The 24,821-nt window shown below is 62.8% G+C and carries 22 protein-coding genes; 8 read left to right on the top strand and 14 right to left on the bottom strand.

The features are described from left to right. Window positions 1-33 precede the first annotated feature (33 nt). Entirely contained in the window at window positions 34-327 is a 294-nt protein-coding gene (locus AD659_RS09310; RefSeq protein ID WP_003199347.1) for a hypothetical protein, read from the bottom strand. A gap of 56 nt (window positions 328-383) precedes the next feature. Continuing rightward, window positions 384-989: an arylesterase gene (locus tag AD659_RS09305; protein WP_053120465.1), complete on the bottom strand. Its 606-nt coding sequence runs from the start codon at window positions 987-989 to the stop codon at window positions 384-386. 10 nt (window positions 990-999) lie between these two features. On the opposite strand from AD659_RS09305, the gene AD659_RS09300 reads away from it, so the two are divergent. The 3 genes from AD659_RS09300 to greB are packed head-to-tail and all read left to right on the top strand — an operon-like array spanning window position 1,000 to window position 4,719. Then, window positions 1,000-1,683 (top strand): ABC transporter ATP-binding protein, encoded by a 684-nt coding sequence (locus AD659_RS09300; RefSeq protein WP_053120463.1) that lies wholly within the window; start codon window positions 1,000-1,002, stop codon window positions 1,681-1,683. Continuing rightward, window positions 1,683-4,187, top strand: coding sequence for an ABC transporter permease (locus tag AD659_RS09295; RefSeq protein WP_053120462.1), 2,505 nt, complete (start codon window positions 1,683-1,685; stop codon window positions 4,185-4,187). The genes AD659_RS09300 and AD659_RS09295 overlap by 1 nt, the downstream gene beginning before the upstream one ends. A gap of 34 nt (window positions 4,188-4,221) precedes the next feature. After that, complete coding sequence (greB, locus tag AD659_RS09290) at window positions 4,222-4,719, top strand: transcription elongation factor GreB (protein WP_003199337.1); 498 nt, start codon at window positions 4,222-4,224, stop codon at window positions 4,717-4,719. Window positions 4,720-4,727: 8 nt separating this feature from the next. Here greB and AD659_RS09285 read toward each other — a convergent pair whose 3' ends face one another. From AD659_RS09285 to AD659_RS09275, 3 genes are all read right to left on the bottom strand, one after another. Next, window positions 4,728-5,036 carry a hypothetical protein gene (locus tag AD659_RS09285; RefSeq protein ID WP_053120460.1) on the bottom strand — a complete coding sequence of 103 codons (309 nt, stop codon included), beginning with the start codon at window positions 5,034-5,036 and terminating at the stop codon, window positions 4,728-4,730. Between the two features lie 878 nt (window positions 5,037-5,914). Then, the gene (locus tag AD659_RS09280; protein ID WP_053120458.1) at window positions 5,915-6,349 is read right to left on the bottom strand and encodes a DoxX family protein; all 435 of its coding nucleotides are present in this window, start codon (window positions 6,347-6,349) and stop codon (window positions 5,915-5,917) included. Window positions 6,350-6,449: 100 nt separating this feature from the next. Continuing rightward, the gene (locus tag AD659_RS09275; protein WP_053120456.1) at window positions 6,450-7,871 is read right to left on the bottom strand and encodes an MltF family protein; all 1,422 of its coding nucleotides are present in this window, start codon (window positions 7,869-7,871) and stop codon (window positions 6,450-6,452) included. A 236-nt stretch (window positions 7,872-8,107) separates the two neighbouring features. On the opposite strand from AD659_RS09275, the gene AD659_RS09270 reads away from it, so the two are divergent. The 3 genes from AD659_RS09270 (at window position 8,108) to AD659_RS09260 (ending at window position 11,279) form a co-directional block, all read left to right on the top strand. Next, window positions 8,108-8,914, top strand: a complete 807-nt coding sequence (locus AD659_RS09270; protein WP_053120454.1) for a TatD family hydrolase — start codon at window positions 8,108-8,110, stop codon at window positions 8,912-8,914. Window positions 8,915-9,075: 161 nt separating this feature from the next. Then, window positions 9,076-10,557 carry a methyl-accepting chemotaxis protein gene (locus AD659_RS09265; protein ID WP_053120452.1) on the top strand — a complete coding sequence of 494 codons (1,482 nt, stop codon included), beginning with the start codon at window positions 9,076-9,078 and terminating at the stop codon, window positions 10,555-10,557. Between the two features lie 347 nt (window positions 10,558-10,904). Further along, on the top strand, window positions 10,905-11,279 hold the full coding sequence (locus AD659_RS09260; protein WP_053120450.1) for a DUF962 domain-containing protein: 375 nt from the start codon (window positions 10,905-10,907) through the stop codon (window positions 11,277-11,279). Here AD659_RS09260 and AD659_RS09255 read toward each other — a convergent pair. From AD659_RS09255 to AD659_RS09245, 3 genes are all read right to left on the bottom strand, one after another. Further along, window positions 11,276-12,073 carry an acyl-CoA thioesterase gene (locus tag AD659_RS09255; protein WP_053120448.1) on the bottom strand — a complete coding sequence of 266 codons (798 nt, stop codon included), beginning with the start codon at window positions 12,071-12,073 and terminating at the stop codon, window positions 11,276-11,278. The genes AD659_RS09260 and AD659_RS09255 overlap by 4 nt on opposite strands. 246 nt (window positions 12,074-12,319) lie before the next feature. Further along, window positions 12,320-13,081, bottom strand: coding sequence for a CHAD domain-containing protein (locus AD659_RS09250; protein WP_053120446.1), 762 nt, complete (start codon window positions 13,079-13,081; stop codon window positions 12,320-12,322). Between the two features lie 93 nt (window positions 13,082-13,174). Continuing rightward, complete coding sequence (locus AD659_RS09245; protein WP_014337256.1) at window positions 13,175-13,465, bottom strand: hypothetical protein; 291 nt, start codon at window positions 13,463-13,465, stop codon at window positions 13,175-13,177. Window positions 13,466-13,672: 207 nt separating this feature from the next. On the opposite strand from AD659_RS09245, the gene AD659_RS09240 reads away from it, so the two are divergent. Then, window positions 13,673-14,710 (top strand): patatin-like phospholipase family protein, encoded by a 1,038-nt coding sequence (locus AD659_RS09240; RefSeq protein WP_053120444.1) that lies wholly within the window; start codon window positions 13,673-13,675, stop codon window positions 14,708-14,710. A 175-nt stretch (window positions 14,711-14,885) separates the two neighbouring features. Here the strand turns inward: AD659_RS09240 and AD659_RS09235 are convergent, their stop codons facing one another. The 6 genes from AD659_RS09235 to kdpF all read right to left on the bottom strand — a co-directional run bounded on the left by AD659_RS09235 (window position 14,886) and on the right by kdpF (window position 23,056). Beyond that, the gene (locus AD659_RS09235) at window positions 14,886-15,584 is read right to left on the bottom strand and encodes a response regulator (RefSeq protein WP_053120442.1); all 699 of its coding nucleotides are present in this window, start codon (window positions 15,582-15,584) and stop codon (window positions 14,886-14,888) included. Window positions 15,585-15,663: 79 nt separating this feature from the next. Further along, window positions 15,664-18,315 carry a sensor histidine kinase gene (locus AD659_RS09230; protein WP_053120440.1) on the bottom strand — a complete coding sequence of 884 codons (2,652 nt, stop codon included), beginning with the start codon at window positions 18,313-18,315 and terminating at the stop codon, window positions 15,664-15,666. A gap of 132 nt (window positions 18,316-18,447) precedes the next feature. Continuing rightward, complete coding sequence (gene kdpC / locus AD659_RS09225; RefSeq protein WP_053120438.1) at window positions 18,448-18,993, bottom strand: potassium-transporting ATPase subunit KdpC; 546 nt, start codon at window positions 18,991-18,993, stop codon at window positions 18,448-18,450. Between the two features lie 205 nt (window positions 18,994-19,198). Then, entirely contained in the window at window positions 19,199-21,253 is a 2,055-nt protein-coding gene (gene kdpB / locus AD659_RS09220) for a potassium-transporting ATPase subunit KdpB (RefSeq protein ID WP_053120436.1), read from the bottom strand. Between the two features lie 10 nt (window positions 21,254-21,263). Beyond that, window positions 21,264-22,958 (bottom strand): potassium-transporting ATPase subunit KdpA, encoded by a 1,695-nt coding sequence (gene kdpA, locus AD659_RS09215; RefSeq protein ID WP_053120433.1) that lies wholly within the window; start codon window positions 22,956-22,958, stop codon window positions 21,264-21,266. A gap of 8 nt (window positions 22,959-22,966) precedes the next feature. Further along, a complete protein-coding gene (kdpF, locus tag AD659_RS09210) occupies window positions 22,967-23,056 on the bottom strand; it encodes a K(+)-transporting ATPase subunit F (protein ID WP_003218754.1) in 90 nt (29 codons plus the stop codon). Between the two features lie 394 nt (window positions 23,057-23,450). On the opposite strand from kdpF, the gene eat reads away from it, so the two are divergent. Further along, window positions 23,451-24,815: an ethanolamine permease gene (gene eat, locus AD659_RS09205; protein ID WP_053120431.1), complete on the top strand. Its 1,365-nt coding sequence runs from the start codon at window positions 23,451-23,453 to the stop codon at window positions 24,813-24,815. Window positions 24,816-24,821 lie beyond the last annotated feature (6 nt).

The following is a 24,821-nucleotide window of genomic DNA, read 5'->3' as shown; positions in this document are numbered from 1 at the left end:
CCCACAAAAGGCAACAACCTTGAATGCCGGGGATTACAGCTCGAACCGCAGCTCCGGCCAGATCGGCGAGGTGCCGCGCTTCTGGGACTCAAGGATCGCCCGGCACAGCGAGCACAGGCGATGGTCCTGGAAAATCTTGCGATCGACGCTGGACCAGCGCGGCTGGGCCGGCAGCAGGCTGCCGCAGAGGGTCCGGTCAGCCGAGCCACCGAGTTCCAACTGCCGGGTTACCAGGTGCACCCGTACTTCCTGGCAGGCGAACAGATCCAGCTGCTCGTCAGGCTCGATCAGTTGGTAGGCAAACAGGGACCAGGCGGGACGCGGCATCGGGGGCTCCAAATCGGGGGCGCCACATTAGCCGAAAGCCCGCCCGTAGAAAAGCGTCAAAGCAGCGGTTTCAGTGTCGGCCAGACATTTTCCAGCAACTTGCCCTGGGCCGCGACGGACGGGTGCAATCCATCGCCCTGCATCATGGTCGGAACACCACCGACGTCCTTGAGGAAAAACGGCACCAGCGGGACTTTCTTCTCCTCGGCCAGGGTGCTGTAGACCCGGGCAAAGGCATCGGTGTAGCGCCGTCCGTAATTGGGTGGCAGTTGCATGCCCAGCAAAAGCACCTTGGCACCGCTGGCGCGGGCGCTGTCGATCATCGCTGCAAGGTTTTGTTGCAATTGTGTTGGTGGCTGTCCGCGCAAGCCATCGTTGCCGCCCAGCTCCAGGATCACCAGGTCCGGTTTATGGGCTGCAAGCAGCGCCGGCAGCCGCGCCTGGCCTCCGGCGCTGGTGTCGCCGCTGATGGAAGCATTGACCACTTTATCGTCAAAACCCTCGGCCTTGAGCCGTTGTTCGAGCAACGACACCCACCCTTGCCGGGTATCCAGGCCGAAAGCCGCGCTGATACTATCGCCAACGATCAGGACTGTACCCGCCGCTGCGTTCTGGGCCATGCACATCAAGGCCAGGCCGGCACTCAAAAACCACACACGCATCGGATTCTCCATGGGCTCAAGCATTCTCACCGCGACGGACCTTAGCAAAGTGGTCGCCAGCGCGGAAGGTGAACTGACCATCCTGCACGAACTCAGCCTGGAACTGAACAAAGGCGACAGCCTGGCCATCGTCGGCGCGTCCGGTTCCGGCAAATCCACCCTCCTGGGCCTGCTGGCCGGCCTCGACCTGCCCAGCAGCGGCGAAGTGACCCTCGCCGGCCAGGCCCTCAGCGCGCTGGATGAAGACCAGCGGGCGCGGATCCGCGCCGAACACGTCGGTTTCGTTTTCCAGTCCTTCCAGTTGCTCGACAGCCTCAATGCACTGGAAAACGTCATGCTGCCGCTGGAGCTGGACGGCCGCAAGGATGCCCGCGAACGCGCCACGCAACTGTTGCAGCGCGTCGGCCTGGGCCAGCGCCTGACCCATTCACCCCGCCAGCTCTCCGGTGGCGAACAGCAACGGGTAGCGATTGCCCGCGCCTTTGCCGCCGAGCCCGACGTGCTGTTTGCCGACGAACCCACCGGCAACCTCGACAGCCACACCGGCGAGCGCATCAGCGACCTGCTGTTCGAATTGAACCAGGAACGCGGTACGACCCTGGTGCTGGTCACCCATGATGAACGCCTGGCCCATCGCTGCCGGCGCCTGATCCGACTTGAAGCCGGCGAGATGGTCGCCCCTCTGGAGCCTTGATGGCACGCTTGCCGCTGTTGCGCCTGTTCAGTCTTGCTGTCCGTCAATTGCTTCGCGATGCCCGCGCCGGTGAGTTGCGGGTGTTGTTCTTCGCCCTGCTGGTGGCGGTGGCGGCGAGCACCGCCATCGGGTACTTCGGTGCCCGCCTCAACGGCGCGATGATGATGCGCGCCACCGAATTCCTCGGCGCCGACCTGCTGCTCGAAGGCAGCTCGCCGGCCCGCCCGGAGCAGATCCGCAGCGGCACCGAACTGGGGCTGGAACACGCCCGGGTGGTGGAGTTCTCCAGTGTCGTGGCCACCGACAATGGCATCCAGCTGTCCAGCGTCAAGGCGGCCGATGACAACTACCCTCTGCGCGGCGAGCTGAAAAGCACCCCCGCCCCGTTCGCGCCGGAAGAAACCGGCGGACGTCCGAACCCTGGCGAGGCCTGGGTCGAGGCACGGCTGCTGACGGCACTGGACCTGAAGATCGGCGACAGCATCGACATCGGCAACCAGACCTTGCGCCTGAGCCGCGTGCTCACTTACGAGCCGGATCGCTCCGGCAACTTCTACAGCCTCACCCCGCGAGTGCTGATCAACCTCAAGGACCTGGAGGCCACCGGCGTGGTGCAACCGGGCAGCCGTGTCAGCTATCGCGACCTGTGGCGCGGCCCGGCACCGGCCCTGCAAACCTACCGTGACCTGGTCAAGCCTGGCCTTGAACCCAACCAGCGCCTGCAGGATGCCCGCGACGGCAACCGCCAGATCGGCGGCGCCCTGGGCAAGGCCGAGCGCTACCTGAACATGGCCAGCCTGGTGGCAGTGCTGCTGTCCGGCGTTGCCGTCGCACTCTCGGCCAACCGCTTTGCCACCCGACGCTTCGATGCCAGCGCGCTGCTGCGCTGCCTGGGTCTGTCACGCCGGGAAACCATGGTGCTGTTCAGCCTGCAATTGACGGTGCTCGGCCTGCTCGCCAGTGTCAGCGGCGCGCTGCTCGGCTGGATCGCCCAATTGGGCCTGTTCGCCCTGCTGCATGACCTGCTGCCTACCACCGTTCCGCCGGGCGGCCTGCTGCCGGCGATCGCCGGGATCGGTAGCGGGCTGGTGGCATTGGCAGGGTTCGCCTTGCCGCCACTGGCTGCGCTGGGGCGAGTGCCGCCGCTGCGTGTGCTGCGCCGGGACATGCTGCCGATCCCCTCCAGCTCCTGGGTGATCTATGGTGCCGCACTGGGTGCACTGGGCCTGATCATGTGGCGCCTGAGCCTGGACCTGGTGTTGACCTTCGCCCTGTTGGGTGGCGGTGTCGTCGCCGCGCTGGTGCTCGGCGGCCTCTTGTTGCTGTTGCTCCAGAGCCTGCGTCGCCTGCTGGCCCGCGCCGCCCTGCCCTGGCGGCTGGGCCTCGGCCAATTGCTGCGTCATCCATTGGCGGCGGCCGGCCAGGCCCTGGCGTTCGGCCTGATCCTGTTGTCCATGGCGCTGATCGCGCTGCTGCGCGGTGAATTGCTGGACACCTGGCAAAACCAATTGCCTAAAAATGCCCCGAACTATTTCGCCCTGAACATCCTGCCCAACGACAAGCAGGCTTTCACCGACAAGCTGCTGGAACTGTCCGCGCAATCGGCCCCGCTCTACCCAGTGGTACCCGGGCGCCTGATCAGCATCAATGGCGAGCCGGCCACGGAGTTCGTCACCAAGGACTCGGCGGGGGACCGGGCGCTGCAACGCGACCTGAGCCTGACCTGGGCCGCGGACCTGCCGGCGGGTAACGTCGTCACCGCCGGGACCTGGTGGCCGCAGCAACCACCGGACGATGTCCCGGGGGTTTCGGTGGAGGGCAAAGTGGCCGAGAACCTCAAGATCAAGTTGGGCGATCGCCTGGTTTTCAGCGTGGGCGGCGTCAACCGTGAAGCGAAGGTCACCAGCCTGCGGGAAATCAACTGGGACAATTTCCAGCCCAACTTCTTCATGATCTTCCAGCCCGGTACATTGAAGGACCTGCCGGCGACCTACCTCACCAGCTTCTACCTCGCGGCAGGTCACGACCAACAGATCGTCGACCTGTCCCGGGCCTTCCCGGCGGTGACGATCCTGCAAGTCGAGGCCTTGCTCGAACAACTGCGCAGCATCCTGGCCCAGGTGACCCTGGCCGTGGAATACGTGCTGCTGTTCGTGCTGGCGGCGGGGATGGCGGTGCTGTTTTCCGGCCTGCAGGCGACCCTCGACGAACGGATTCGCCAAGGCGCGCTGTTGCGTGCGCTCGGTGCTGAGCGGCCCCTGCTGGTCAAGGCCCGGCGCATCGAGTTCGGTCTGCTGGGCGCGGTCAGTGGCCTGCTGGCAGCCCTGGGTTCGGAACTGGTGAGCCTGGTGCTTTACCGGTACGCCTTCGACCTGCCGTGGCACCCGCATCCATGGCTGTTGGTACTGCCACTGTTGGGCGCCTTGTTGATTGGTGCGGCCGGGGTGTTTGGCACCCGTCGGGCACTCAACGCCAGTCCCCTGACAGTGTTGCGCGAGGGTTGATAGACTCCCGGCTTCGCTATCACAAGAAGTTGCCATGAGCCGTTATCGCCCCCCACGCACCGCCGGCACCGCGCTGATCACCCCCGAGGGTGAAGCGCGGATGCGCGCCGAATTCCATGAGCTGTGGCATGTGCGCCGTCCCCAGGTGACCCAGGCGGTCAGCGAGGCGGCGGCCCAAGGTGATCGTTCGGAAAACGCCGAATACACCTACGGCAAGAAAATGCTGCGGGAAATCGACAGCCGCGTGCGCTTCCTCACCAAGCGCCTCGAGGCGCTCAAAGTGGTCAGTGAAAAACCCAGCGATCCGAACAAGGTGTATTTCGGCGCTTGGGTGACGGTCGAAGATGAGGACGGCAAAGAGTCACGCTATCGCATCGTCGGCCCGGACGAGCTGGACCTGAAGCAGAACCTGATCAGCATTGACTCGCCGTTGGCCCGGGCGCTGATCGGCAAGGCCCTGGACGCCGAGGTCAGCGTCCAGACGCCCACTGGCGAGAAGCGGGTCTACATCGTCGATATCGCGTATCCGTAATCCCCGTCTCAGCGGCGGGTGATCAAGCCCTGCCGTGCAACACGGGTCAGTTGCCGGATCATTTCCGGAGCGTCTTCGGCGCTGGGGGATTGGATGACAGCCAGGTCGAAGCTGTCATTGGCAAAGCGCGCCAGTGACTCGCCGTCTTCGACAAACTGGATCAGGAAGGCTGCGGGCCCGTGATTGCGACGTGGCCAGCCGTCGAGGTAACGCAAGAGTGTTGGCTGGTGGGTGCCGCCCAGGAGAATTTTCGGGTTGCGTTGCACAAGGTTCGCCGTGATCGGCGCAAGACGTACAAGGGGGCTGGGTGCGTTCATCGTGTCGTGTCTCTGCCTCAAAAGTCTGCATGGCAGGTGAGAGGCAACACCGAACCAGCGCTTTAGCGGTATTTCGAAGCCGTGTCGTTCCGGCTTCTATCGGCAACTGGATGAGTCACCTGGCGCCCCGCAAGTAGCTGTTTAAATCGGCGCATGAGCGGCATCCTAGAGAAGCTGACTGGTCAGTGTCAAGAATCACTCCCATAAAAAGCGCGTAAAGGAGGTGATGCTGTTTGCGTAAGGAAATGGCGCTTTTCTGAGGGAGGGGGGAGCGCTGTTTTTGTTTGGGGTTGGGTTGGGTTGGGTACATATCCGTTGCTGCGGTAACGGCGGCTGGCGGTTCCGCTCTTACAGCGGGTCACTTTTGGAAGAGCCGGGAGCCGGACCAGCCAAAAGTAACCAAAAACGCTTTGCCCCACCACTTGGCACCTCGCTTAGGCTCGGTGTGCCCTCACTCCGGCATTGCTCCGTGGGCCGCCGCGAAGGGCCATCCATGGCCCAGCGCGGCTATCCCGGCATCCATGCCGGGATGCCCACTGCGCAATGCCTGCGTTCGGCCAGCGTGGTTTAACGGGGCGTCTCAGATCAAAAGCAAAAGCAAAAGCAAAAGCAAAAGCGGTCGGAGCTGGCATTTATGTGGCTGCACCACTGCTATCGCGAGCAAGCTCGCTCCCACATTGGATCTCCGGTGAACACAACATTCATGTCCTGCACAGACCTCTGTGGGAGCGAGCTTGCTCGCGATGACATCGGCACACCCAACATCACCACAAACTGACACACCGCCTTCGCGAGCCCCTCCCACAGGAGGAACGCGGTCCCCATCAAGAACCAGGTCGGCTATAAGGCCGCCTCGCGGTGGACGTTAAATCGAGCGATCAACCCGCGATGGCGCGATCGACCGACAGTTTGCCCGCCCCTTCGATCAACACGGCAATACTGCCCGCCAGCAACGCCAAGGCGAACTCATAACCGTTGTTGGCCATGAACAAGCCGTTACCGATGTGCACCGAGAAAATCGCCACCAGCGACAGGAAGGCCAGGCCCAGTGCCGCAGGGCGCGCCAGCAGACCGATGATCAGCGCCAGCCCGGCAAAGAACTCCGTGCCGCCCGCCAGTGTCGCCATCACGTAGCCCGGGGTCAGGCCGATGCTTTCCATCCACTGCGCCGTGCCTGCCAGGCCGTAGCCACCGAACAGGCCGAAGAGCTTCTGCGAACCGTGGGCCGCGAAGATGACACCGACGGCGATGCGCAGCACGGTCAAGCCATAGCCGGCGCGGGTGAACAGAATTTTGTTGATGAAAGTATTCATAAAGTCATTCCTTGGAGAGGTAGGGAGTTGGCCGCTATATTAATCAATAAAATTCATGTTAAAAGCGGAAAAAATCCGTCATATCAATCAGTTTATTCGATCACTTACGCAATGCAACCTTTTGCTCTTTCGGTTCCAAGGACTCCCGTTCACGATCAAACGCCAGGTAGTACTTATTCACACTATTAACATAGCTGACGGCGCCCATTCCCACCTGCTCCATGGCAATGCGCTCGACCTGGAAAAACCATTGATTGGGGTTCAACCCCCGCCGCCGGGCCTCGGCTCGCATGCCTTGGACGCGCTCGGGGCCCATGTTGTAGGCCGCCAGGACGAAGGCCATGCGTTCGCGTTCGTTGAGCTTGGGGCTGGCAAAGAACTTGCGACGGATGAGGGCCAGGTACTTGGCGCCGGCTTGCACATTGGCGTCCAGGTTCTGGATGTTATCGACCCCGACCCGCTGGGCCGCCGCCGGGGTAATCTGCATCAAGCCGGTGGGGCCGGCGCCGCTGCGGGCATTGGGTTGCAGGGCTGATTCCTTGAAGGCCAGCGCTGCCAGGTTGAGCCAGTCCATGCCCTGGGCATCGGCATGTTTTTGCAACACCGGACGCAGCTTTTCCAGGCGTTGGCGATTGGCCCGGGCCAGCGGATAGTGGACTTGATACAAACGCCGATAAATACGCAGGAATGCCGCGTCTTGGTTGGAGGGCACCTTGTAGGTCGCCAGGAATCGATCGATGCTCGCCCGCAGCATGGCGGCGTCACGGCGAACGAACCAGTATTCGTCACCCGGTTCGCCAATCAGTACCTGACGGTCAAAGCGCAGCTTGGGCAGGATCTTGCCCCAGCGCTCGGCGATGGGCTGCTCGACGATGGTCAAATGGAAAATCCCACCCTGGACCATCTCCAGGACATCCTCCACCGCCAGGGTGGGATCGACCCATTCGATTTTCACTGGCGGCAGCTTGAGCAGCGCCAGCTTCTGGTTGATCTGACTCACGGCATCTCCCGCCGCGCTGCCATTGGGCAGGGCCAGGGTCTTGCCGGACAGTTGCTCCACGCGGGTGTAGCGCTTCTCGCCCTTGATGCCCACCAACAGCAGCGGCACATCGGTACGGATCGGATCACTGGCACTGACCGCATGGCCGGCCTGGGGTTCGAGCAGCTCACCCGGCGCGACGAGGTCGCCCTCCCCGCGCTGTAAGGCACCGAGCAATTGGTCCTTGGCCATGGGAACGATCTTGAGGGTAATCTCCTGGCCGTCCCGGGCGTGACCGTTGAGGTATTGCTCGAAGGCGCGCAGCCGATGGTATTCGACGCCAATGGGTTGCCCCTGGACTTCACCGGAGCTGTTGCGGCTCTGGTTGACCAGCACCTTCAACACACGGCTGCTACGGATTTGCGCCAAGTCGCGCACGGTGCCCGGCGCCACTGCCTGCACAGGTCCGGGCAGCCGCGCTTCGGCCGGCATCGGCAGCAACAGCGAACAACACAACAGTAGCAACACCTGGGGACGTGTCATCCACTCTCCGGAAGGAATACTGCGGACCGCCTCCCTTGAAAAACGAGGCTGAGTCGGCAGAAACAGAGCGCCTGGGGCGCTGAAAAAGTGCGAAAGACTGGCACAGTGATGGCTTTTATACCAACCCGATGTGTCTCGCGGCCTTAACAGACAGCCTCAACTCATTGTAGTTCTTGGCTTTTCTTATAAATCTACAGCTCTGATATGCTTTCCGGCCTTTGGGCCGAGGTAGCACCATGCAACTCATCGATATCGGCGTCAACCTGACCAACCCCAGTTTTGCCGACAAACACCAGGCGGTGCTTGAGCGTGCCTATGGATCAGGGATCTGCCAACTGGTCTTGACCGGCACCAGCCTCGAGGGCAGCGAACAGGCCCTGGAATTGTGCCAGCACCTCGACGACACCGGGGAGCGGCTGTTTTCCACCGCCGGCATTCACCCCCACAGCGCCAGCGAGTGGACTGCCGACAGCGCCCGGCACCTCAAGGATTTGCTGATGCACAGCCGTGTGCGTGCGGTGGGAGAATGCGGGCTGGATTTCAACCGAGACTTCTCTCCTCGCCCTCAGCAGGAAAAGGTCCTGGAGGAACACCTCGCCCTGGCGGTCCAGTTGCAATTACCGGTCTTCCTGCATGAACGCGACGCCAACCAGCGCTTGCTGGACATCCTTCGGGATTTTCGCGATCTGTTGCCGGCGGCCGTGGTGCACTGTTTTACCGGTGAAAAAAAGGCGCTGTTCAGCTACCTCGACCTCGACCTGCACATCGGCATCACGGGCTGGATCTGCGACGAACGCCGGGGCACGCACCTGCACCCGTTGGTGCGCGAAATACCCCGCGGTCGGCTGATGCTCGAAAGCGACGCGCCTTATTTGTTGCCTCGCACGCTGCGGCCCAAACCCAAGAGCGGGCGCAACGAGCCGGCCTACCTGACAGAGGTCTTGCGCGAAGTGGCCTTGCACCGGGGCGAAACCCAGGAAGACCTGGCCGCCCACAGCACCGCCTGCGCCCGGACATTTTTTGGTTTGCCCACCCTTTCCTGACCTCTATAAATCCCCACAAGAGTAATTTGTTGCCTGTCGGCCCGCATCAAAACCGCGGAATCCGCATTGTCTGTTGACCCACATCAAAACCCAGCCCCATGAGTAGCGGCAGAATAATGGCACCTTGCCAATACTGTTTCCGCTATCAGAGAAGACCTTCCATGGGTGCCTGGCTTAGCAATATCTCGTTGAAATACAAATTCTGGGCGGTCAATGCGGTCGCCTTTATCACCACGTTGATGCTGGTGCTCTACGCAGTGCACCTCGAACAGCAGGCGCGCAACCACGCCGCCCAAGCGAATGCCCAGACCCAGGCACAGATGCTCGATGCCTGGCCTGCCGGACAACCCTTGCCCAAGGCTGACAACCTCTTGGCATTCCAGCGCGACCAGGTCCCGATGTTCAACGAACGACCGCTGCCTTCGTTGGTTCAAGCCGAGGGCTGGGTCGAATTCGATGGCGGGCCGCTGCTTGGCCAGGATCCGCTGCTGGGTGCCCAGGTGATCCGTCGAGGTGACGGGCAACAACTCGCGGTGTTGGCCCAAGGTGCAAGCCTGGGCCAAGTGTTCGGTGAACGCTTCAGCCAATACGCCGTGGCCGTGCTCGTGTTGATGCTGGCGATGTTGGGTGCGTCGCAACTGTTGATCCGCTTTTTGCTCAGCCAGCTCAACACGCTCAAAGACGTGATGCTGCACGTGGAAAAAACCGGTGACCTGTCCGCCCGCGTGCCCCTGGCCTGCAAGGATGAAGTGGGTCAGATGGCGGCGGCATTCAACGCCATGCAGGCCGGTTATCAACGGGTGGTCGACACCGTTGCCAGCACCGCCCGGCAGTTGGACAGTGGCGCGGCGCGCCTGGCGTCGAGCATGAACCAAGTGCGCCACGGCATGCTCGGCCAGCAAAGCGAAACCGATCAGGCGGCCACGGCCATCAACGAGATGTCCGCCACGGTTTATCACATCGCCCAGCATGCTGGCGCCACCCGCGACCTGTCGAAAACCGCCGATACCCTGGCCGGCAACGGTCACGAAGTGGTCGGTCGGGTGCAACAGTCGATTACGGGGTTGTCTTCGGGAGTGCAGCAGACCGCCGAAATGATCCAGCGCCTGGCCGAAGACAGCCAGAAGATCAACGGCGTGGTCAACGTGATCCACAGCATCGCCGAACAAACCAATCTGCTGGCCTTGAATGCGGCCATCGAGGCGGCGCGGGCCGGGGAAATGGGTCGGGGATTCGCCGTGGTCGCCGACGAAGTGCGCAACCTGGCCAAGCGGGTACAGGCCTCCACGGATGAAATCACCACCATGGTTTCGGCCCTGCAAGCCGGGACCCGGGACGCGGTGGACTTCATGCAGGAAAGCTCGCTCAAGGCCGACGACTGCGTGCAACAGGCCCGCGAGGCCGGCGACGCACTGGCGCAGATCACCGCCGCGGTGGCACAGATGCGCGAGAGCAACACCCAGATCGCTGTCGCAGCCGAGCAGCAAAGCCACGTCGCCGAGGAAATGAACCGGGCGGTGGTGAGTATTCGCGACGTGACCGAAAACACCGTGCGCCAGACCGTCGACTCAGCCACCACCAGCGACGAATTGGCAACGTTGGCGGGGGAATTGAGCAAGGCGATTGGTCAGCTGAAACTGTAGAAACTGGCTTGGCTGTGGCCTCTGTGGCGAGGGAGCTTGCTCCCGCTGGGGCGCCCGTAGGAGCTGTCGAGTGCAACGAGGCTGCGATCTTTCCCCTGACACTTGAATTTCAAGCGAAAGATCAAAAGATCGCAGGCTTCGCCAGCTCCTACAGAGCCCAGCGGGAGCAAGCTCCCTCGCCACAACGACGGTTCCTTGCCACAAAGCAGTTCCTTGCCCAAAGCCGTTCGTAGCCACAACAGCAAAACTGTATGGCCACCTATCGCTTCGATAGCCAACCGCCATTCGCCGCCCCGCTCGCCCGGACCTATCCTTGGGTTATTCGGTTTCATTCAAGGAATAGCATCATGGGCAAACGTCACCCCAATCTTCCAGCCTGGCAATGGCGCGCCTACCCCGACAATCATCGCCACCCCACCAACCTGGTATTGCACCTGATTGCCGTGCCGCTATTCGTCATCGCGTTTCTGCTGATTGTGTCAGGGGTGTTCAGCTTGAGCGTGGGCGATGTCGCCATCGGCGTCATCGGCCTGCTCGCGGCACTCGGTTTGCAGCGCCACGGCCATAGCCTGGAAGCTCAGGCCTCCGAACCGTTCAGCGATCGCAAGGACGCCGTATCACGCCTGCTGGTCGAGCAGTTCCTGACTTTTCCGCGGTTCTTTTTCAGCGGTGGCTGGTGGCGCGCCTGGCGGGATCGCCACCGTCACAGCCGCAAGCCTTAGCCAAAGATCGTTACCGTCTGCCGGCTCAGGGCGATCAAGCGACCATCGGCGCTCCAGAACTTCGCGGCGACGTGGCCGTAGCCGTCCTGGGCATGCTCGATCTCGGCCAGGTATTTGCACCAGTCCAGCGTCGTGAGCTCCAGCAACGGCTGGACGAACTCGATGGTCCACGTGAGCGTGCTGCCCGGGGCCATTTGCGAGAGGTGCGGCAACAACGCCGGTGGCCAGGCGTCCACCAAGGCCAGGATATGGCTTTCGTTCAGCGGCTCCTCCTGCACATCGCCGCGCAAACGCACCCAGCCCCCCATGCTCCGGGATTTATTGCCGCTGAATGGTAAGCCGCCGATGCTCCAGCGCATCGCCAGGTGGCGCATGAATTCCGGGGTCATGCCCTTGACGTAAGGCAGTTCCTGGCATTGCTCCACGCTCTTGAAGTCCGGCGCGGGGTCGGCCTGCACCGCCACCACGGACGCGCGCGATGCACCGAAACTGCCCTGCACCACGGTCACCACCTGACCGTTCTGCACCGCCCGCCCCAACACTTGGCTCACCGCCTTGCCTTCACGCAACACATCGACTTCAAAACTGACCGGCACGTCGGGCTCGACCGGGCCGACAAAGGTAATCGCCAGCGAACGCACCGGGCGATCCGCCGGCACCTGGGCACGCATCGCCTCATATTGCAGCGCCGCCACCAACCCGCCAAAACTGGCCCGCCCCTGGCCCCATTCTGGCGCGATGGTCACCGCACCTGGCTGCCGGCGCACGGCATCGATCAAATCGGAAAAGCGCATGACGACCTCGAAAACAGGGAAAAGGATGAAGGGATCTTAACCAGCCCGGGCTGGCGGCACAGGGCTCATTCCGGCCAAAGAGACTGACAGAAAAGCCGCAGTTTTTGAATTCACCCCCAACCTACTGTGGGAGCGAGCTTGCTCGCGATGGCGGTGGGTCAGTTTGCATAAGGATTGACTGATGCACCGCTATCGCGAGCAAGCTTGCTCCCACAAAGGGAAGTCCCACAGGGGGATGTGGTGGGGTCAGGATTTTTCGAAGCAACTCGCAATCAACTTGTCGAGCACCTTGTCGGACTTGGCCTCGGCCTTTTCCATCGTCTGCTGCCAGGTCGGCACACACGCTTGCAGGTCGGTTTCTTCCTTGGCCCTGGCCAGCCATTGCCAGCAATCGTGCCAGTCGCCCAGCGCCCCTTGGGCCGACTTGAGTCGTGGCGTTGCGGCTTCGGGCAGGCGATTGAGCTCGGGATAAGCTTCGATGGCATAGCGCACGCGCTTGATCAACAGGCGCAACCGATGGCGGTCATGGGCCGGATCGCGCAGGGCTTCGTCGAGTTTCTTCCATTGCTTGTCCAGGCGCTTTTCGATGCGTTTGCGCAGCCCCTTCAGCAGCCCCTCACGCTGGGCGGCGCGAATGAAGCGCGGGAAGGCATCGAGGATCATCAGCAACTGCGCCAGTTCGACGCTGGCGGCCACGGCGGGATAGGCATCGGCCATTTGCACCTGCCGACGCCGCGCCGCCTCGGTCTGGCCGTGTTGCTCAAGATAAGCCGCCAGTACTTCCCGATCCCGCAAGGGCGTGGTCAGGGTGCCGACCGCCGAAGCCGCTGTTTCCAGTTGTTCGACGCCGGGCAACCCACGCAGCGGACGCAGCAGGCTGCGCAAACGGCGTACCGTGGTGCGCAGGTCATGCAGGGCTTCGCTGTCGGTGTGAGCATTCAAGCGGGCCTGACAGGCCAGCAGGCGGACTTCCAGGCCCAGTATCCGGGCCACCAGCCGATCGATCATTGGGCGTACTCCGTACGCAGCTTCAAGTCGTGAGCCTCAAGCTGCAAGTAAGGAGCGCGTCGCACGCTCCTTACTTGTAACTTGTAGCTGTTTTTATCGTCCCGCGCGGGATTCGCGAATGTAGAAGCGCGCCTTCTCGGCTTTCTTGGCGCAGCCTTCGAACGCTTCGAATTGCTGTTGGGTCTTGGCGCCTGTCAGCAGGGACAAGGCCTTGGAATAGCTGACGGTGCCAGCAAAACCTTCAGCCTTGGCCAGGTCCAGTTCACGCCAGGCGCTGTCGAGTTGGCTGCCGCAGCTGTCACGGTAAGCGGTTTTGCCTGCGCAACCGGCCAGGGCCAGAACCATCAGGGACGCCACTAGGGGCAGGCAGATCCGGGCTTTCATCGATTACACCTCAAGTCAGGAAAACAGTCGTGCTGGTAAGACGGTCGCGTCGGCAAAAAGTGCCAAGGCCCGACCATGTAAATTCAGTGTGACTGAGAATACGCAAATGCCACGCTGGCGTGTCAAAAAACGACGCGTATGCCACAACGATTGAGCCGAGCCGTCGATGGGTGCATTGTTGAGGTCTGTTCGACAAGAGGCCGGGTCATGACAAAACGTGTCGCATTGGTATTGGGTTCCGGTGGCGCCCGGGGCTATGCCCATATCGGGGTGATCGAGGAAATCGAACGGCGTGGCTACGACATAGCCTGCATCGCCGGTTGTTCCATGGGCGCCGTCGTGGGGGGAATCTATGCGGCGGGCAAGCTTGAAGAGTACCGCGACTGGATCGAAAGCCTGGATTACCTGGACGTCCTGCGCCTGGTCGACGTCAGTTTTCGCCTGGGGGCGATCCGTGGCGAAAAGGTCTTCGGGCAGATCCGCAAGATCGTCGGCGAACTCAACATTGAACAGTTGCGCATCCCCTATACCGCCGTCGCGACCGACCTGACCAACCAGCAGGAAATCTGGTTCCAGGAAGGCTGCCTGCATCAGGCAATGCGCGCCTCGGCGGCGATTCCCAGCCTGTTCACGCCGGTGATGCAAGGTAACCGCATGTTGGTGGACGGTGGCCTGCTCAATCCGTTGCCGATCGTGCCGGTGGTGTCGAGTCACTGCGACCTGATCATCGCGGTCAACCTCAACGCCACCAACCAGAAACAGTACCGTTTACCGGTGATCGCGCGCCCCGCCGCGTTCAGGCGTCGCTTCGACACCCTGGTCAGTTCCCTGGGTTCACGCCTGCCGTTTCGCCGCAAGCAGGCCGAGCAGCTGTTGTTGCTGGAGCAGGAAGCCCTGAAGGCCGAGGCCGCCGACATCAACCCGTGGATCGACTCGGCCGAGCCCGAAGGCCAGCAACCGGCGGCCGCGCCAGAGAACGAAGGCGCGCCGAAATCCGCCACCGGTTCGTTCATCATCGATAACGTCGGCCCCGCGTCGTTGCTGGACTTGATCAACCAGAGTTTCGAAGTGATGCAGACCTCGCTGGCCCAGTACAAGATCGCCGGCTACCCGCCGGATGTGCTGATCAACGTGCCAAAACGGGTGTGCCGGTTTTTCGAGTTCTACAAGGCGCCGGAATTGATCGCCCTGGGGCGGGAGATTGCCAGCGATACCCTGGATCGGTATGAGCGTGAACAAAACTGAATGTGATCACAGGCCTCCTGTGGCGAGGGGATTTATCCCCGTTGGGCTGCGCAGCAGCCCTCAAGCCTGATACCACGGTGTGTCAGGAAAACTCTGGCGAATGTTTTGGGGCTGCTGCGCAGCCCAGCGGGGATAAATCCCCTCGCCACAACAGCGCTTGGCTTGAACCTTGTGGTTAAACAGCACCCTCCCCCAACAACCGATACCCCACTCCCGCCTCGGTCATGATGAACCGCGGTCGGGTCGGGTCGTCGGCCAGTTTCTGGCGCAAGTGACCGACCACGATCCGCAGGTAGTGACTGTCTTCGGTGTGGGTCGGCCCCCAGATGTCCTTGAGCAGTTGCTGCTGGGTGATGACCCGACCCGGGTGCCGCGCCAGTTGCGCCAGGACCGCGTACTCCTTGCGGGTCAAGGCCACTTCGGTGTCGTCCAGCAGCACCCGGCGATAGGCCAGGTCCACCGTCAGCGGGCCGAACTTCAACGCCGCTTCCTGCGGCTCGCCGGTCGGGGCCTGGCGCAACAAGGCGCGGATGCGGGCAAGGAATTCCTGGATGCCGAACGGCTTGGTCACATAATCGTTGGCACCGTTGTCCAGCGCCTCGACTTTCTGCGCTTCGCTGGCGCGCACCGAGAGCACCAGCACCGGCACCGTCGACCATTGGCGAAACTCGCGCAGTACCTGTTGGCCGTCCATGTCCGGCAGACCCAGGTCGAGCACCAGCAAATCGGGCTTGTTCAGCGCCGCTTGGGCAAGCCCTTCGGCACCGGTGCCGGCTTCCAGCACCTTGTAGCCTTGGGAACTCAGGCTGATGCGCAGGAATTTGCGGATCTGCGGTTCGTCATCGATGACCAAAAGGGTCGCGGTCTGGCTCATGGGGTTCGTTCGTTGCAATCAAGTGGAAAGGCAAGCAGATGGCAAGCTGCCGGTAACCAATAGAGTATCTCAGCCAGACTCAAGCTTCATCGTCCATGCCCGGTTGTGCCTGCAACGGCAGGTGCAACGTGATGCAGGTGCCGCGCCCGTCGAGACCTTCGGCCACACTGATTCGCCCGCCGTGGGCGCCGACCATGCCCTGACAGATCGCCAATCCCAACCCCGTGCCCTGCCCGCCCCGATCACCGCGCGCCGCGGTGTAGAACATATCGAAGATTTTCTCTCGCTCTTCTTCAGGGATCCCTGGCCCTTCATCGGCCACGGCAAAAAACACCTCGCTGTCGGTCGCCCCGGCACTCAGCAACAGGCGTCCTTGAGCCGGCGAGAATCGCGCCGCATTCTCCAGCACGTTCACCAGGGCCTGTTCGATCAATGCCGCATGGACATGCAACAAGGGCAGTTCCGCAGGCACCTCGACACTTAGCGTCAGCGGCGCCAGCACCGCCCGCAGGCGGTTCAGCGAGCTGCCAACGATATCGGCCGGCGCCACCCAGTCCCGTGACAGCTTCAGGGCGCCGTGGCCGAGACGGGTCATGTCCAACAGATTCTGGATGTAGCGATCCAGCCGCTCGGCCTCATCGCGGGTGCCTTCGAGCAGTTCGCGACGATCGGCCAACGGGATCGCCTCCCCCAGCGCCAGCAGGCTGTCGATGCTGCCGCGCATGGCGGTCAGCGGGGTACGCAAGTCGTGGGACACGGACGCCAGCAAGGCGCTGCGCAGTTGCTCGGTTTCGCCGTGCAGACGCGCCGCTTCCAGGTCCTGGGCCAGTTGCGCCCGGGCCAACGCCTGGGCCAATGGCTGGCTGAGGGCCGCCAGCAAACGGCGGCGCTGGCCACTCAGGGGTTTGCCCTCTTTCGGGCATACGCCCAGCAAGGCCAGCGGCCCGCCTTCCGCCGACAAGGGCCACCACCACCAACGCCCGGAGGGTAATGTCCCGGTACCGGCACCCGCCGGTTGATCGTGCTGCCACGACCAGTCGGCCGCCGCGCGCTCGGCTTCGGTGAACGTCAGCGGCTCAGCGCTCTCGACTTTCCAGCCGCCCTGACCGTCGCGGTTGAGCAGGCACAATTGCAAGTCATGCCAATCGTTGAAATGCTGCACGGCGGCGCTGATCACGGCCTGGCGGTCGGTGGCAGCGGTGAGTTTGCGGGACAGGTCGAGCAGCTCGCCGGTTTCCTGTTGGGTGTCGCGCAGGGCCTGCAACTGGCGGCGCTGGCGCGCGGCCAGGTTGCCGGTCAGGGCGGCCATGAGCAGGAAAAACACCAGCGTCAGCACGTCTTCTTCGCGCTGGATGGTGAAGGAGAAATTCGGCGGAATGAACAGGAAGTCATAGGCCAGGAACGACAGCGCCGCGCAGGCCAGCGCCGGACCGAGGCTGCTGCGCACCGCCACCAGCAACACCGCCATCAGGAACACCAGGGAGATATTGGGCAACGCCAGCACCCCCGAGATCCCCCAGGCCAATGCGCTGGCCGCCACGGTCGCCAACAACGCCAGCACATAATCGAACCCGGTCTGGACGGCAGTTGAACGCCCCCGTGCGGGACGCGGTTGCTCATCGCTGTCCAGCACGTTGATTTCCAGCCCCCGGGCATCGCGCAGCAAACGCGAAGCGAGACCACCGCCAAACAAGCGTCGGCGCAGACGTGGCCGGGACTGGCCCACCAGCACCAGCGTGGCGCGCCGTTCGCTGGCATGTTGGATCAGCGTCCGGGCCACTTCGCCGGCCCGCAGCAGCACCACTTCGCCGCCGAGGCGTTCGGCCAGTTGCTGGGCATTCTGTAAGCGTTGCCGCGAGGCCTCGTCACGGGCGCTGCCGTTGTCCACATGCACCAGGCTCCACGGTAGATGCCGACGCTGGGCGACGCGGCTGGCGTGGCGCACCAGGCGTTCAGCCTGTACGTCACCGTCCACGCCTACCAGCAAGCGTCCGCGCACCGCCGGCGCGGCCTGACCCAGTTGTCGATAACCCTGGGCCAAGTCATTGTCGACCTGGGCGGCAGCGGTCTGCATGGCCAGTTCACGCAACGCGGTCAGGTTGGTCTGGGAGAAAAACGCATCGATCGCCGCCCTGGCCTGTTCCGGTACGTAGACTTTGCCATCGCGCAGGCGCTCCAGCAGCTCACGGGGTGGCAGGTCGATCAGCAGCAGCTCATCGGCCTCCTGCAGGACCCAGTCCGGCAATGTCTCGCGCACCTGCACACCGGTGATGCCGCGCACCTGGTCGTTGAGGCTTTCCAGGTGTTGGACATTGACCGTGGTGTAGACATCGATGCCCGCCGCGAGCAGTTCCTGAATGTCCTGCCATCGCTTGGCATGGCGACTGCCGGGGGCGTTGCTGTGGGCCAGTTCGTCCACCAGGACCAGGCTCGGCCGAGCGACAAGTAAACCGTCAAGATCCATTTCCTCGAGCATCACGCCGCGATATTCCGAGCGCACCAACGGCTGCTGTACCAGGCCGCCGAGCAGTGCTTCGGTTTCGCTTCGACCGTGGGTCTCCACCACCCCGGCGATGACCTTCATGCCTTGGCGTATCTGGGTGTGAGCCGCTTGCAGCATGGCGTAGGTCTTGCCAACACCCGGGGCCGCGCCCAGAAAGACCTTGAGCCGGCCACGGCCGTTGCGGGGCAGATTGGCTAACAGTGCGTCGGCGCGGCCGGAGTCGCTCATGTTGGGAAAGTCTCTTATTCAAATTGTTCGGACACCCTGTGGGAGCGAGCTTGCTCGCGATAGCGGCAGGTCAGCCAACATTGATAGTGACTGATATACCCTCATCGCGAGCAAGCTCGCTCCCACAGGTTCTTACAGTTTTTCCAGGGCCAGGTTCAGCGCCAGCACATTCACTACCGGTGGGCCCACCAAGGGTCGCTCGGTATTGGCATCGAGCAATGCCTGCAACGTCGAGGCCGGCAAGTTACGCGCTGCGGCGACTCGCGCCAGTTGATAGGCAATCGCCGCCGGAGGCAAGTGCGGATCCAGCCCGCTGGCGGAGGTGGTCAGCAATGCCAGCGGCACCGGGCCCTGACCGGGCACCTGGAGTTTGCCGGCGTCATCGATCACCCGTGTGGCCAGGGCCGGATTGCTCGGGGATAAATTGCTGGCACCGCTGGCGACTGTGGCGAAGGCACCGGCCGATGGCCGTGGATGAAACCAGGCATCACCGGTGAAATCCTGGGCGATCAGCGTCGAGCCACGCACCTTGCCGGCAGCATCGACGATCAGGCTGCCGTTGGCCTGGGCGGGAAAGGCGACTTGCGCCACGCTGGTGACCACCAACGGGTAGGCGACACCGGTGATCAGGGTCATTAGCAATAGCAGGCTCAAGGCCGGACGAATCAGAGTGGACATCTCAAAACCCTCGAATAAGAAAACAGCTGATTTCCAGGCAAACCTTATTTGTGGCGAGGGAGCTTGCTCCCGCTGGGCTGCGCAGCAGCCCTGAAAATCAGCGAATGCGGTGTGCAGGGCAGATAGCATTCAGCTTCTTGGGGCTGCTTCGCAGCCCAGCGGGAGCAAGCTCCCTCGCCACAACGGCCTCACCTGCCACAACGACTCAAACCAGGTGCAACGCCGTCAGCAACATATCGATTGCCTTGATCCCCACGAACGGCACCACGATCCCGCCCAGGCCATAGATCAGCAAATTGCGCCTCAACAACGCCGCTGCGCTGGCTGCTTGCACACGCACGCCGCGCAGGGCCAGGGGGATCAGCACGACGATGATCAAGGCGTTGAAGACAATCGCCGACACAATCGCACTCTGCGGGCTGCTCAGGTGCATCACGTTCAACACGCCGAGTTGTGGATAAATCGACGCGAACAGCGCCGGCAAAATGGCAAAGTACTTGGCGATGTCGTTGGCGATGGAAAAAGTGGTCAGTGCCCCACGGGTCACTAGCAGTTCCTTGCCGATCTGCACCACATCGAGCAGCTTGGTCGGGTCGCTGTCGAGGTCGACCATGTTGGCCGCCTCGCGCGCGGCCTGGGTGCCGTCGTTCATCGCCATGCCGACGTCAGCCTGGGCGAGGGCCGGGGCGTCGTTGGCGCCGTCGCCGCACATGGCCACGAGCCGACCGTCATTTTGCTCATGACGGATACGCGCCAGTTTCTTCTCCGGCGTGGCCTCCGCCAGCACGTCATCGACCCCCGCCTCGGCGGCAATCGCGGCGGCGGTCAACGGGTTGTCGCCGGTGACCATCACCGTGCGGATCCCCAGCTTGCGCAGCTCGGCAAAACGCTCGCGAATGCCGGGCTTGACCACGTCCTTGAGATGGATAGCACCGAGCAGCTTGCCGTCCACGCACACCAGCAACGGCGTGCCGCCACTCTGGGCAATCTTGTCGACCTCCCGCGCCAGTGCTTGCGGCAACTCATTGCGTGCCAGGCCGATGAAGTCCAGCAACGAGTCCACGGCGCCCTTGCGGTAGATACGGCCTTGATAGTCGACCCCGGACAAACGGGTTTCGGCACTGAACGGCACCGCCGTCAGCGCTTCGACGCCGGGCTCGGGCTGCGGGTGCAAACCTCGCAGGTACTCTACGATGGACTTGCCCTCGGCCGTGTCGTCAGCCAACGAGGCGAACAGCGCGCCTTCGGCCAGCTCCTTGGCGCTCACGCCGGGAGCGGCATAAACCGCCGTGCAGCGACGATTGCCAAAGGTGATGGTGCCGGTCTTGTCCAGCATCAACACATGCACGTCCCCCGCCGCCTCGACCGCGCGGCCGGATTTGGCGATCACGTTCAGACGCACCAACCGGTCCATCCCGGCGATGCCGATAGCCGACAACAGCCCCCCGATGGTGGTGGGAATCAAGGTGACCAGCAGCGCCACCAGAAACACCAGCGGTAGGCTGGCGTTGGCGAAGTGGGCGAACGGTTGCAGCGTCACCACCACCAGCAAGAAGATCAGCGTCAGGCCGATCAGCAGGATATCCAGCGCCACCTCGTTCGGCGTTTTCTGGCGCTTGGCACCTTCCACCAAAGCGATCATGCGGTCCAGGGTGGACTCGCCGGGATTGCTGGTGATGCGTATCAGCAGCCAGTCGGAGACCAGTCGCGTATTGCCGGTGACGGCCGAGCGATCACCACCGGACTCGCGGATGACCGGCGCCGACTCGCCAGTGATCGCCGCCTCATTGACCGCGGCGATACCTTCGATCACTTCACCGTCGCCGGGGATCATATCGCCGGCCTCGACGCGCACCACATCGCCTTTGCGCAGACGGGTGGCGGGGATGATTTCAAACCCGCTCTCGGTCTGGCGACGGGCGTTGAGGCCCTCACTGCCGGCCTTCAGGCTGTCGGCCCGGGCCTTGCCCCGTCCTTCTGCCAAGGCTTCGGCGAAGTTGGCGAATAGCACGGTGAACCACAACCACAGGGCGATTTGCGCGGCGACAAAGGTTGGCACGGCGCTGTCGGGAATGAAGCACAACACGGTGGTGAGGATCGCGGTCAGCTCCACCACCAGCATCACCGGTGCACGGTGCAACTGGCGAGGATCGAGCTTGACGAAAGCTTGCACCAACGCTGGCCGCCAGAGGGCCGACAGCTGGGTCTTCGGTTGTTCCGGCGCCTTGACGGCGACGGGTTTGCTCATTGGCATATTCATCATCAAGTCCTCAGAAACCCATGCTCAGGTGCTCGGCGATCGGCCCCAAGGCCAGGGTCGGCAGGAAGGTCAAGCCGCCCACCAGCAGAATGGTCACGGTCAGCAGAGTCACGAACAGCGGGCCATGGGTGGGAAAGCTGTTCTGGCCAATCGGCGCGGTCTTCTTCAAGGCCAGGCTGCCGGCCAACGCCAGCACTGGCAGGATGTAGCCGAACCGGCCAATCAACATGCCCAGGCTGAGCATCAGGTTATGGAATGGCGTGTTGGCACCGAAGCCGGCAAATGCCGAACCGTTGTTCGCCCCTGCCGAGGTATAGGCGTACAGCAATTGGCTGAAACCGTGGGCGCCGGGGTTGCTCACGGCGGCGGCCGGTCCGGGCAGGCTGGCGGCGACAGCACCCAGCACCAGCACGCTGACGGGCATTACCAGCAGCGTTGCGACCAACAGTTGCACCTCTCGGGCCCCGAGCTTCTTGCCCAGGTATTCCGGGGTGCGACCGATCATCAGGCCGGCCAGGAACACCGCGATGAGCACGTTCAAGAGCATGCCGTAGAGCCCGGCCCCGACGCCGCCGAAGATCACCTCGCCGACCATCATGTTCACCAGCGACACCATGCCACTGAGCGGGTTGAGGCTGTCGTGCATGGCGTTGACCGAGCCGTTGGACGCCGCCGTGGTAGTCACCGACCACAACACCGTGGCGGTGGTGCCGAAGCGTGTTTCCTTGCCTTCCAGTGGCGCGGTCTGTTCGACGCTGGCGTTGTCCAAGGCCGGATTGGGCTGGTATTCGGCCCACAGTGAGGTGGCGCCGCCAATCAGGAACAGGGCCAGCATGCAGGCGATGATCGCCCGGCTCTGGCGCAGGTCCTTGACGTAGTGACCGAAGGTGAACACCAGCGCGGCAGGAATCAGAATGATCGACGCGACTTCGAACAGGTTGCTCCAGGCCGTCGGGTTCTCGAACGGGTGTGCCGAGTTGACGCCGAAGAAACCGCCGCCGTTGGTGCCCAGTTGCTTGATCGCGATCTGACTAGCGGCCGGCCCCAGCGGGATGACCTGGTCGACGCCCTGCATCGTGACCCCGTGCACATAGTGCGCGAACGTCTGCGGCACGCCCTGCCAGACCAGGAATAGCGCCAGCAGCAGGCACAGCGGTAACAGTCCATAGAGGGTGGCGCGGGTCATGTCGACCCAGAAATTACCCAGCGTCGTAGCGGACTTGCGACCGATGCCGCGACACAGTGCCACCAGCACGGCCAGGCCGGTGGCGGCGCTGACGAAGTTCTGCACGGTCAGGCCGACCATCTGGCTCAGGTAGCTCAGGGACGCTTCACCGCTGTAGGACTGCCAGTTGGTGTTGGTCATGAAACTCACGGCCGTGTTGAAGGCCTGGGTCCACTCCAAGCCGGGCAATTGCTCGGTATTGAGGGGCAGATACCCTTGCAGCAGCAGAATCGCAAACAGCAAGACAAAACCCGCCAGGTTGAACGCGAGCAAGGCCAGGGTGTACTTCTGCCAGCTTTGCTCAACGGCGGAATCGACGCCGGCCAGGCGATAGCAACCGCGCTCCACCGGACCGAGGATCGGTGAAAGCCAGGTGTGCTGGCCTTCCATCACCCGGTAGTAAAACCGCCCCAGGAACGGTGCCGGAATCAGCACCAGGGCGAAAAAGGCAAGGATCAGCCCGTAGTCATAACCGTGCATAGCCGCTCCTAATTCCGATCGGCGCGCAACAGCGCAACCAGCAGATAGATGAACAGCGCCACTGCCAGCAGCAGCGACACCCCGTCCAGAACACTCATGGGATTTCTCCGTGGTACGGCGTCGTGCCGTGTGTGGGGTGATTGTCGGCAGGGAGGCTGTAAAGGAACGAGACCGACAGCCGGGCTGGGGGGTAAAGAATCCGTAAAAAGTGTTGGCTGGGCTGGCCTCATCGCGAGCAGGCTCGCTCCCACAATGGTTCTGTTGTGTATATGGAGTCCGTGCCCACTGAGGATCCCCTGTGGGAGCGAGCCTGCTCGCGATGACGCCAGAACAGGCAACGCCGCCCTCAACTAGGGCACAAAACCAAGCCATCCCGCAGCGAACATCCCCGATACGACACGATTTCATCCATTACGACTGCCTTCACCACACTGGCACGCCCACTGCACTACCCGCCCTAGCGCTTTTGCTATGGATCGAGGGGAGCCACCGATGAACACACAACTCAAACCCACCCTGGGCACCCTGCACTTATGGGGCATTGCCGTCGGCCTGGTGATTTCCGGCGAATATTTCGGCTGGAGCTACGGCTGGGGCGTCGCCGGGACACTGGGATTCCTGGTGACGTCCTTCATGGTGGCGGCCATGTACACCTGCTTCATCTTCAGCTTCACCGAGCTGACCACCGCCATTCCCCATGCCGGCGGGCCGTTTGCCTACAGCCGTCGAGCCTTCGGCGAAAAAGGCGGGTTGATTGCCGGGCTGGCGACGCTGATCGAATTCGTCTTCGCACCGCCGGCCATTGCCCTGGCCATCGGTGCCTACCTGAACGTGCAGTTCCCCGCGCTGGACCCGAAACACGCCGCGGTCGGCGCCTATATCGTGTTCATGGGTCTGAACATCCTCGGGGTCAAGCTGGCCGCGACATTCGAGTTGATTGTCTGCATCTTGGCGGTGGCCGAACTGCTGGTGTTCATGGGCGTCGTGGCCCCGGCGTTCAGTTTCAGCAGCTTCGCCCTGAACGGCTGGGCCGGTTCCGATGTGTTCGGCGCACCGGCGATTGCCGGCATGTTCGCCGCGATTCCCTTCGCCATCTGGTTCTTCCTGGCCATCGAAGGCGCGGCCATGGCCGCCGAAGAAGCCAAGGACCCGAAACGCACGATTCCCAAGGCCTATATCAGCGGTATCCTGACCTTGGTGATCCTGGCCATGGGCGTCATGTTCTTTGCCGGCGGCGTCGGCGATTGGCGCACCCTGTCGAACATCAACGATCCCCTGCCCCAAGCCATGAAAACCGTGGTCGGCGAAAGCTCCGGCTGGCTGCACATGCTGGTGTGGATCGGCCTGTTCGGCCTGGTGGCGAGTTTCCATGGCATCATCCTGGGTTACTCGCGGCAGTTCTTCGCCCTGGCCCGCGCCGGCTACCTGCCCGCCTCCCTGGCCAAACTGTCACGCTTCCAGACGCCGCACCGGGCGATCATCGCCGGTGGCCTGATCGGCATTGCCGCAATCTACAGCGACGGCCTGATCAACCTCGGCGGCATGACCCTCACCGCCGCGATGATCACCATGGCCGTGTTCGGTGCCATCGTCATGTACATCATGAGCATGCTCAGCCTGTTCAAGTTGCGTAAAACCGAACCCAACCTGGAACGTACTTTCCGCGCACCGGGTTACCCGATCGTGCCGGGGATCGCCCTGGTGCTGGCGGTGGTGTGCCTGGTGGCGATGGCCTGGTTCAACGCGCTGATCGGGCTGATTTTCCTCGGCTTCATGGCGGTGGGCTTCGTCTACTTCATCCTCACCGCCCAACTGCGTGCAGACGCTCCCGCCGATGCGATGCTGACCGGGCTTTGAGGTGAA

This window comes from Pseudomonas thivervalensis, from assembly GCF_001269655.1.
Classification (GTDB): Bacteria; Pseudomonadota; Gammaproteobacteria; order Pseudomonadales; family Pseudomonadaceae; genus Aquipseudomonas; species Aquipseudomonas thivervalensis.
This window is presented reverse-complemented; position numbering and strand designations above follow the sequence as displayed.

Coding starts and splice junctions, on each gene's coding strand:
- AD659_RS09310 (WP_003199347.1), bottom strand. CDS start 327: ATGCCGCGTCCCGCCTGGTCCCTGTTTGCCTACCAACTGATCGAGCCT.
- AD659_RS09305 (WP_053120465.1), bottom strand. CDS start 989: ATGCGTGTGTGGTTTTTGAGTGCCGGCCTGGCCTTGATGTGCATGGCC.
- AD659_RS09300 (WP_053120463.1), top strand. CDS start 1,000: ATGGGCTCAAGCATTCTCACCGCGACGGACCTTAGCAAAGTGGTCGCC.
- AD659_RS09295 (WP_053120462.1), top strand. CDS start 1,683: ATGGCACGCTTGCCGCTGTTGCGCCTGTTCAGTCTTGCTGTCCGTCAA.
- greB (WP_003199337.1), top strand. CDS start 4,222: ATGAGCCGTTATCGCCCCCCACGCACCGCCGGCACCGCGCTGATCACC.
- AD659_RS09285 (WP_053120460.1), bottom strand. CDS start 5,036: ATGAACGCACCCAGCCCCCTTGTACGTCTTGCGCCGATCACGGCGAAC.
- AD659_RS09280 (WP_053120458.1), bottom strand. CDS start 6,349: ATGAATACTTTCATCAACAAAATTCTGTTCACCCGCGCCGGCTATGGC.
- AD659_RS09275 (WP_053120456.1), bottom strand. CDS start 7,871: ATGACACGTCCCCAGGTGTTGCTACTGTTGTGTTGTTCGCTGTTGCTG.
- AD659_RS09270 (WP_053120454.1), top strand. CDS start 8,108: ATGCAACTCATCGATATCGGCGTCAACCTGACCAACCCCAGTTTTGCC.
- AD659_RS09265 (WP_053120452.1), top strand. CDS start 9,076: ATGGGTGCCTGGCTTAGCAATATCTCGTTGAAATACAAATTCTGGGCG.
- AD659_RS09260 (WP_053120450.1), top strand. CDS start 10,905: ATGGGCAAACGTCACCCCAATCTTCCAGCCTGGCAATGGCGCGCCTAC.
- AD659_RS09255 (WP_053120448.1), bottom strand. CDS start 12,073: ATGCGCTTTTCCGATTTGATCGATGCCGTGCGCCGGCAGCCAGGTGCG.
- AD659_RS09250 (WP_053120446.1), bottom strand. CDS start 13,081: ATGATCGATCGGCTGGTGGCCCGGATACTGGGCCTGGAAGTCCGCCTG.
- AD659_RS09245 (WP_014337256.1), bottom strand. CDS start 13,465: ATGAAAGCCCGGATCTGCCTGCCCCTAGTGGCGTCCCTGATGGTTCTG.
- AD659_RS09240 (WP_053120444.1), top strand. CDS start 13,673: ATGACAAAACGTGTCGCATTGGTATTGGGTTCCGGTGGCGCCCGGGGC.
- AD659_RS09235 (WP_053120442.1), bottom strand. CDS start 15,584: ATGAGCCAGACCGCGACCCTTTTGGTCATCGATGACGAACCGCAGATC.
- AD659_RS09230 (WP_053120440.1), bottom strand. CDS start 18,315: ATGAGCGACTCCGGCCGCGCCGACGCACTGTTAGCCAATCTGCCCCGC.
- kdpC (WP_053120438.1), bottom strand. CDS start 18,993: ATGTCCACTCTGATTCGTCCGGCCTTGAGCCTGCTATTGCTAATGACC.
- kdpB (WP_053120436.1), bottom strand. CDS start 21,253: ATGAATATGCCAATGAGCAAACCCGTCGCCGTCAAGGCGCCGGAACAA.
- kdpA (WP_053120433.1), bottom strand. CDS start 22,958: ATGCACGGTTATGACTACGGGCTGATCCTTGCCTTTTTCGCCCTGGTG.
- kdpF (WP_003218754.1), bottom strand. CDS start 23,056: ATGAGTGTTCTGGACGGGGTGTCGCTGCTGCTGGCAGTGGCGCTGTTC.
- eat (WP_053120431.1), top strand. CDS start 23,451: ATGAACACACAACTCAAACCCACCCTGGGCACCCTGCACTTATGGGGC.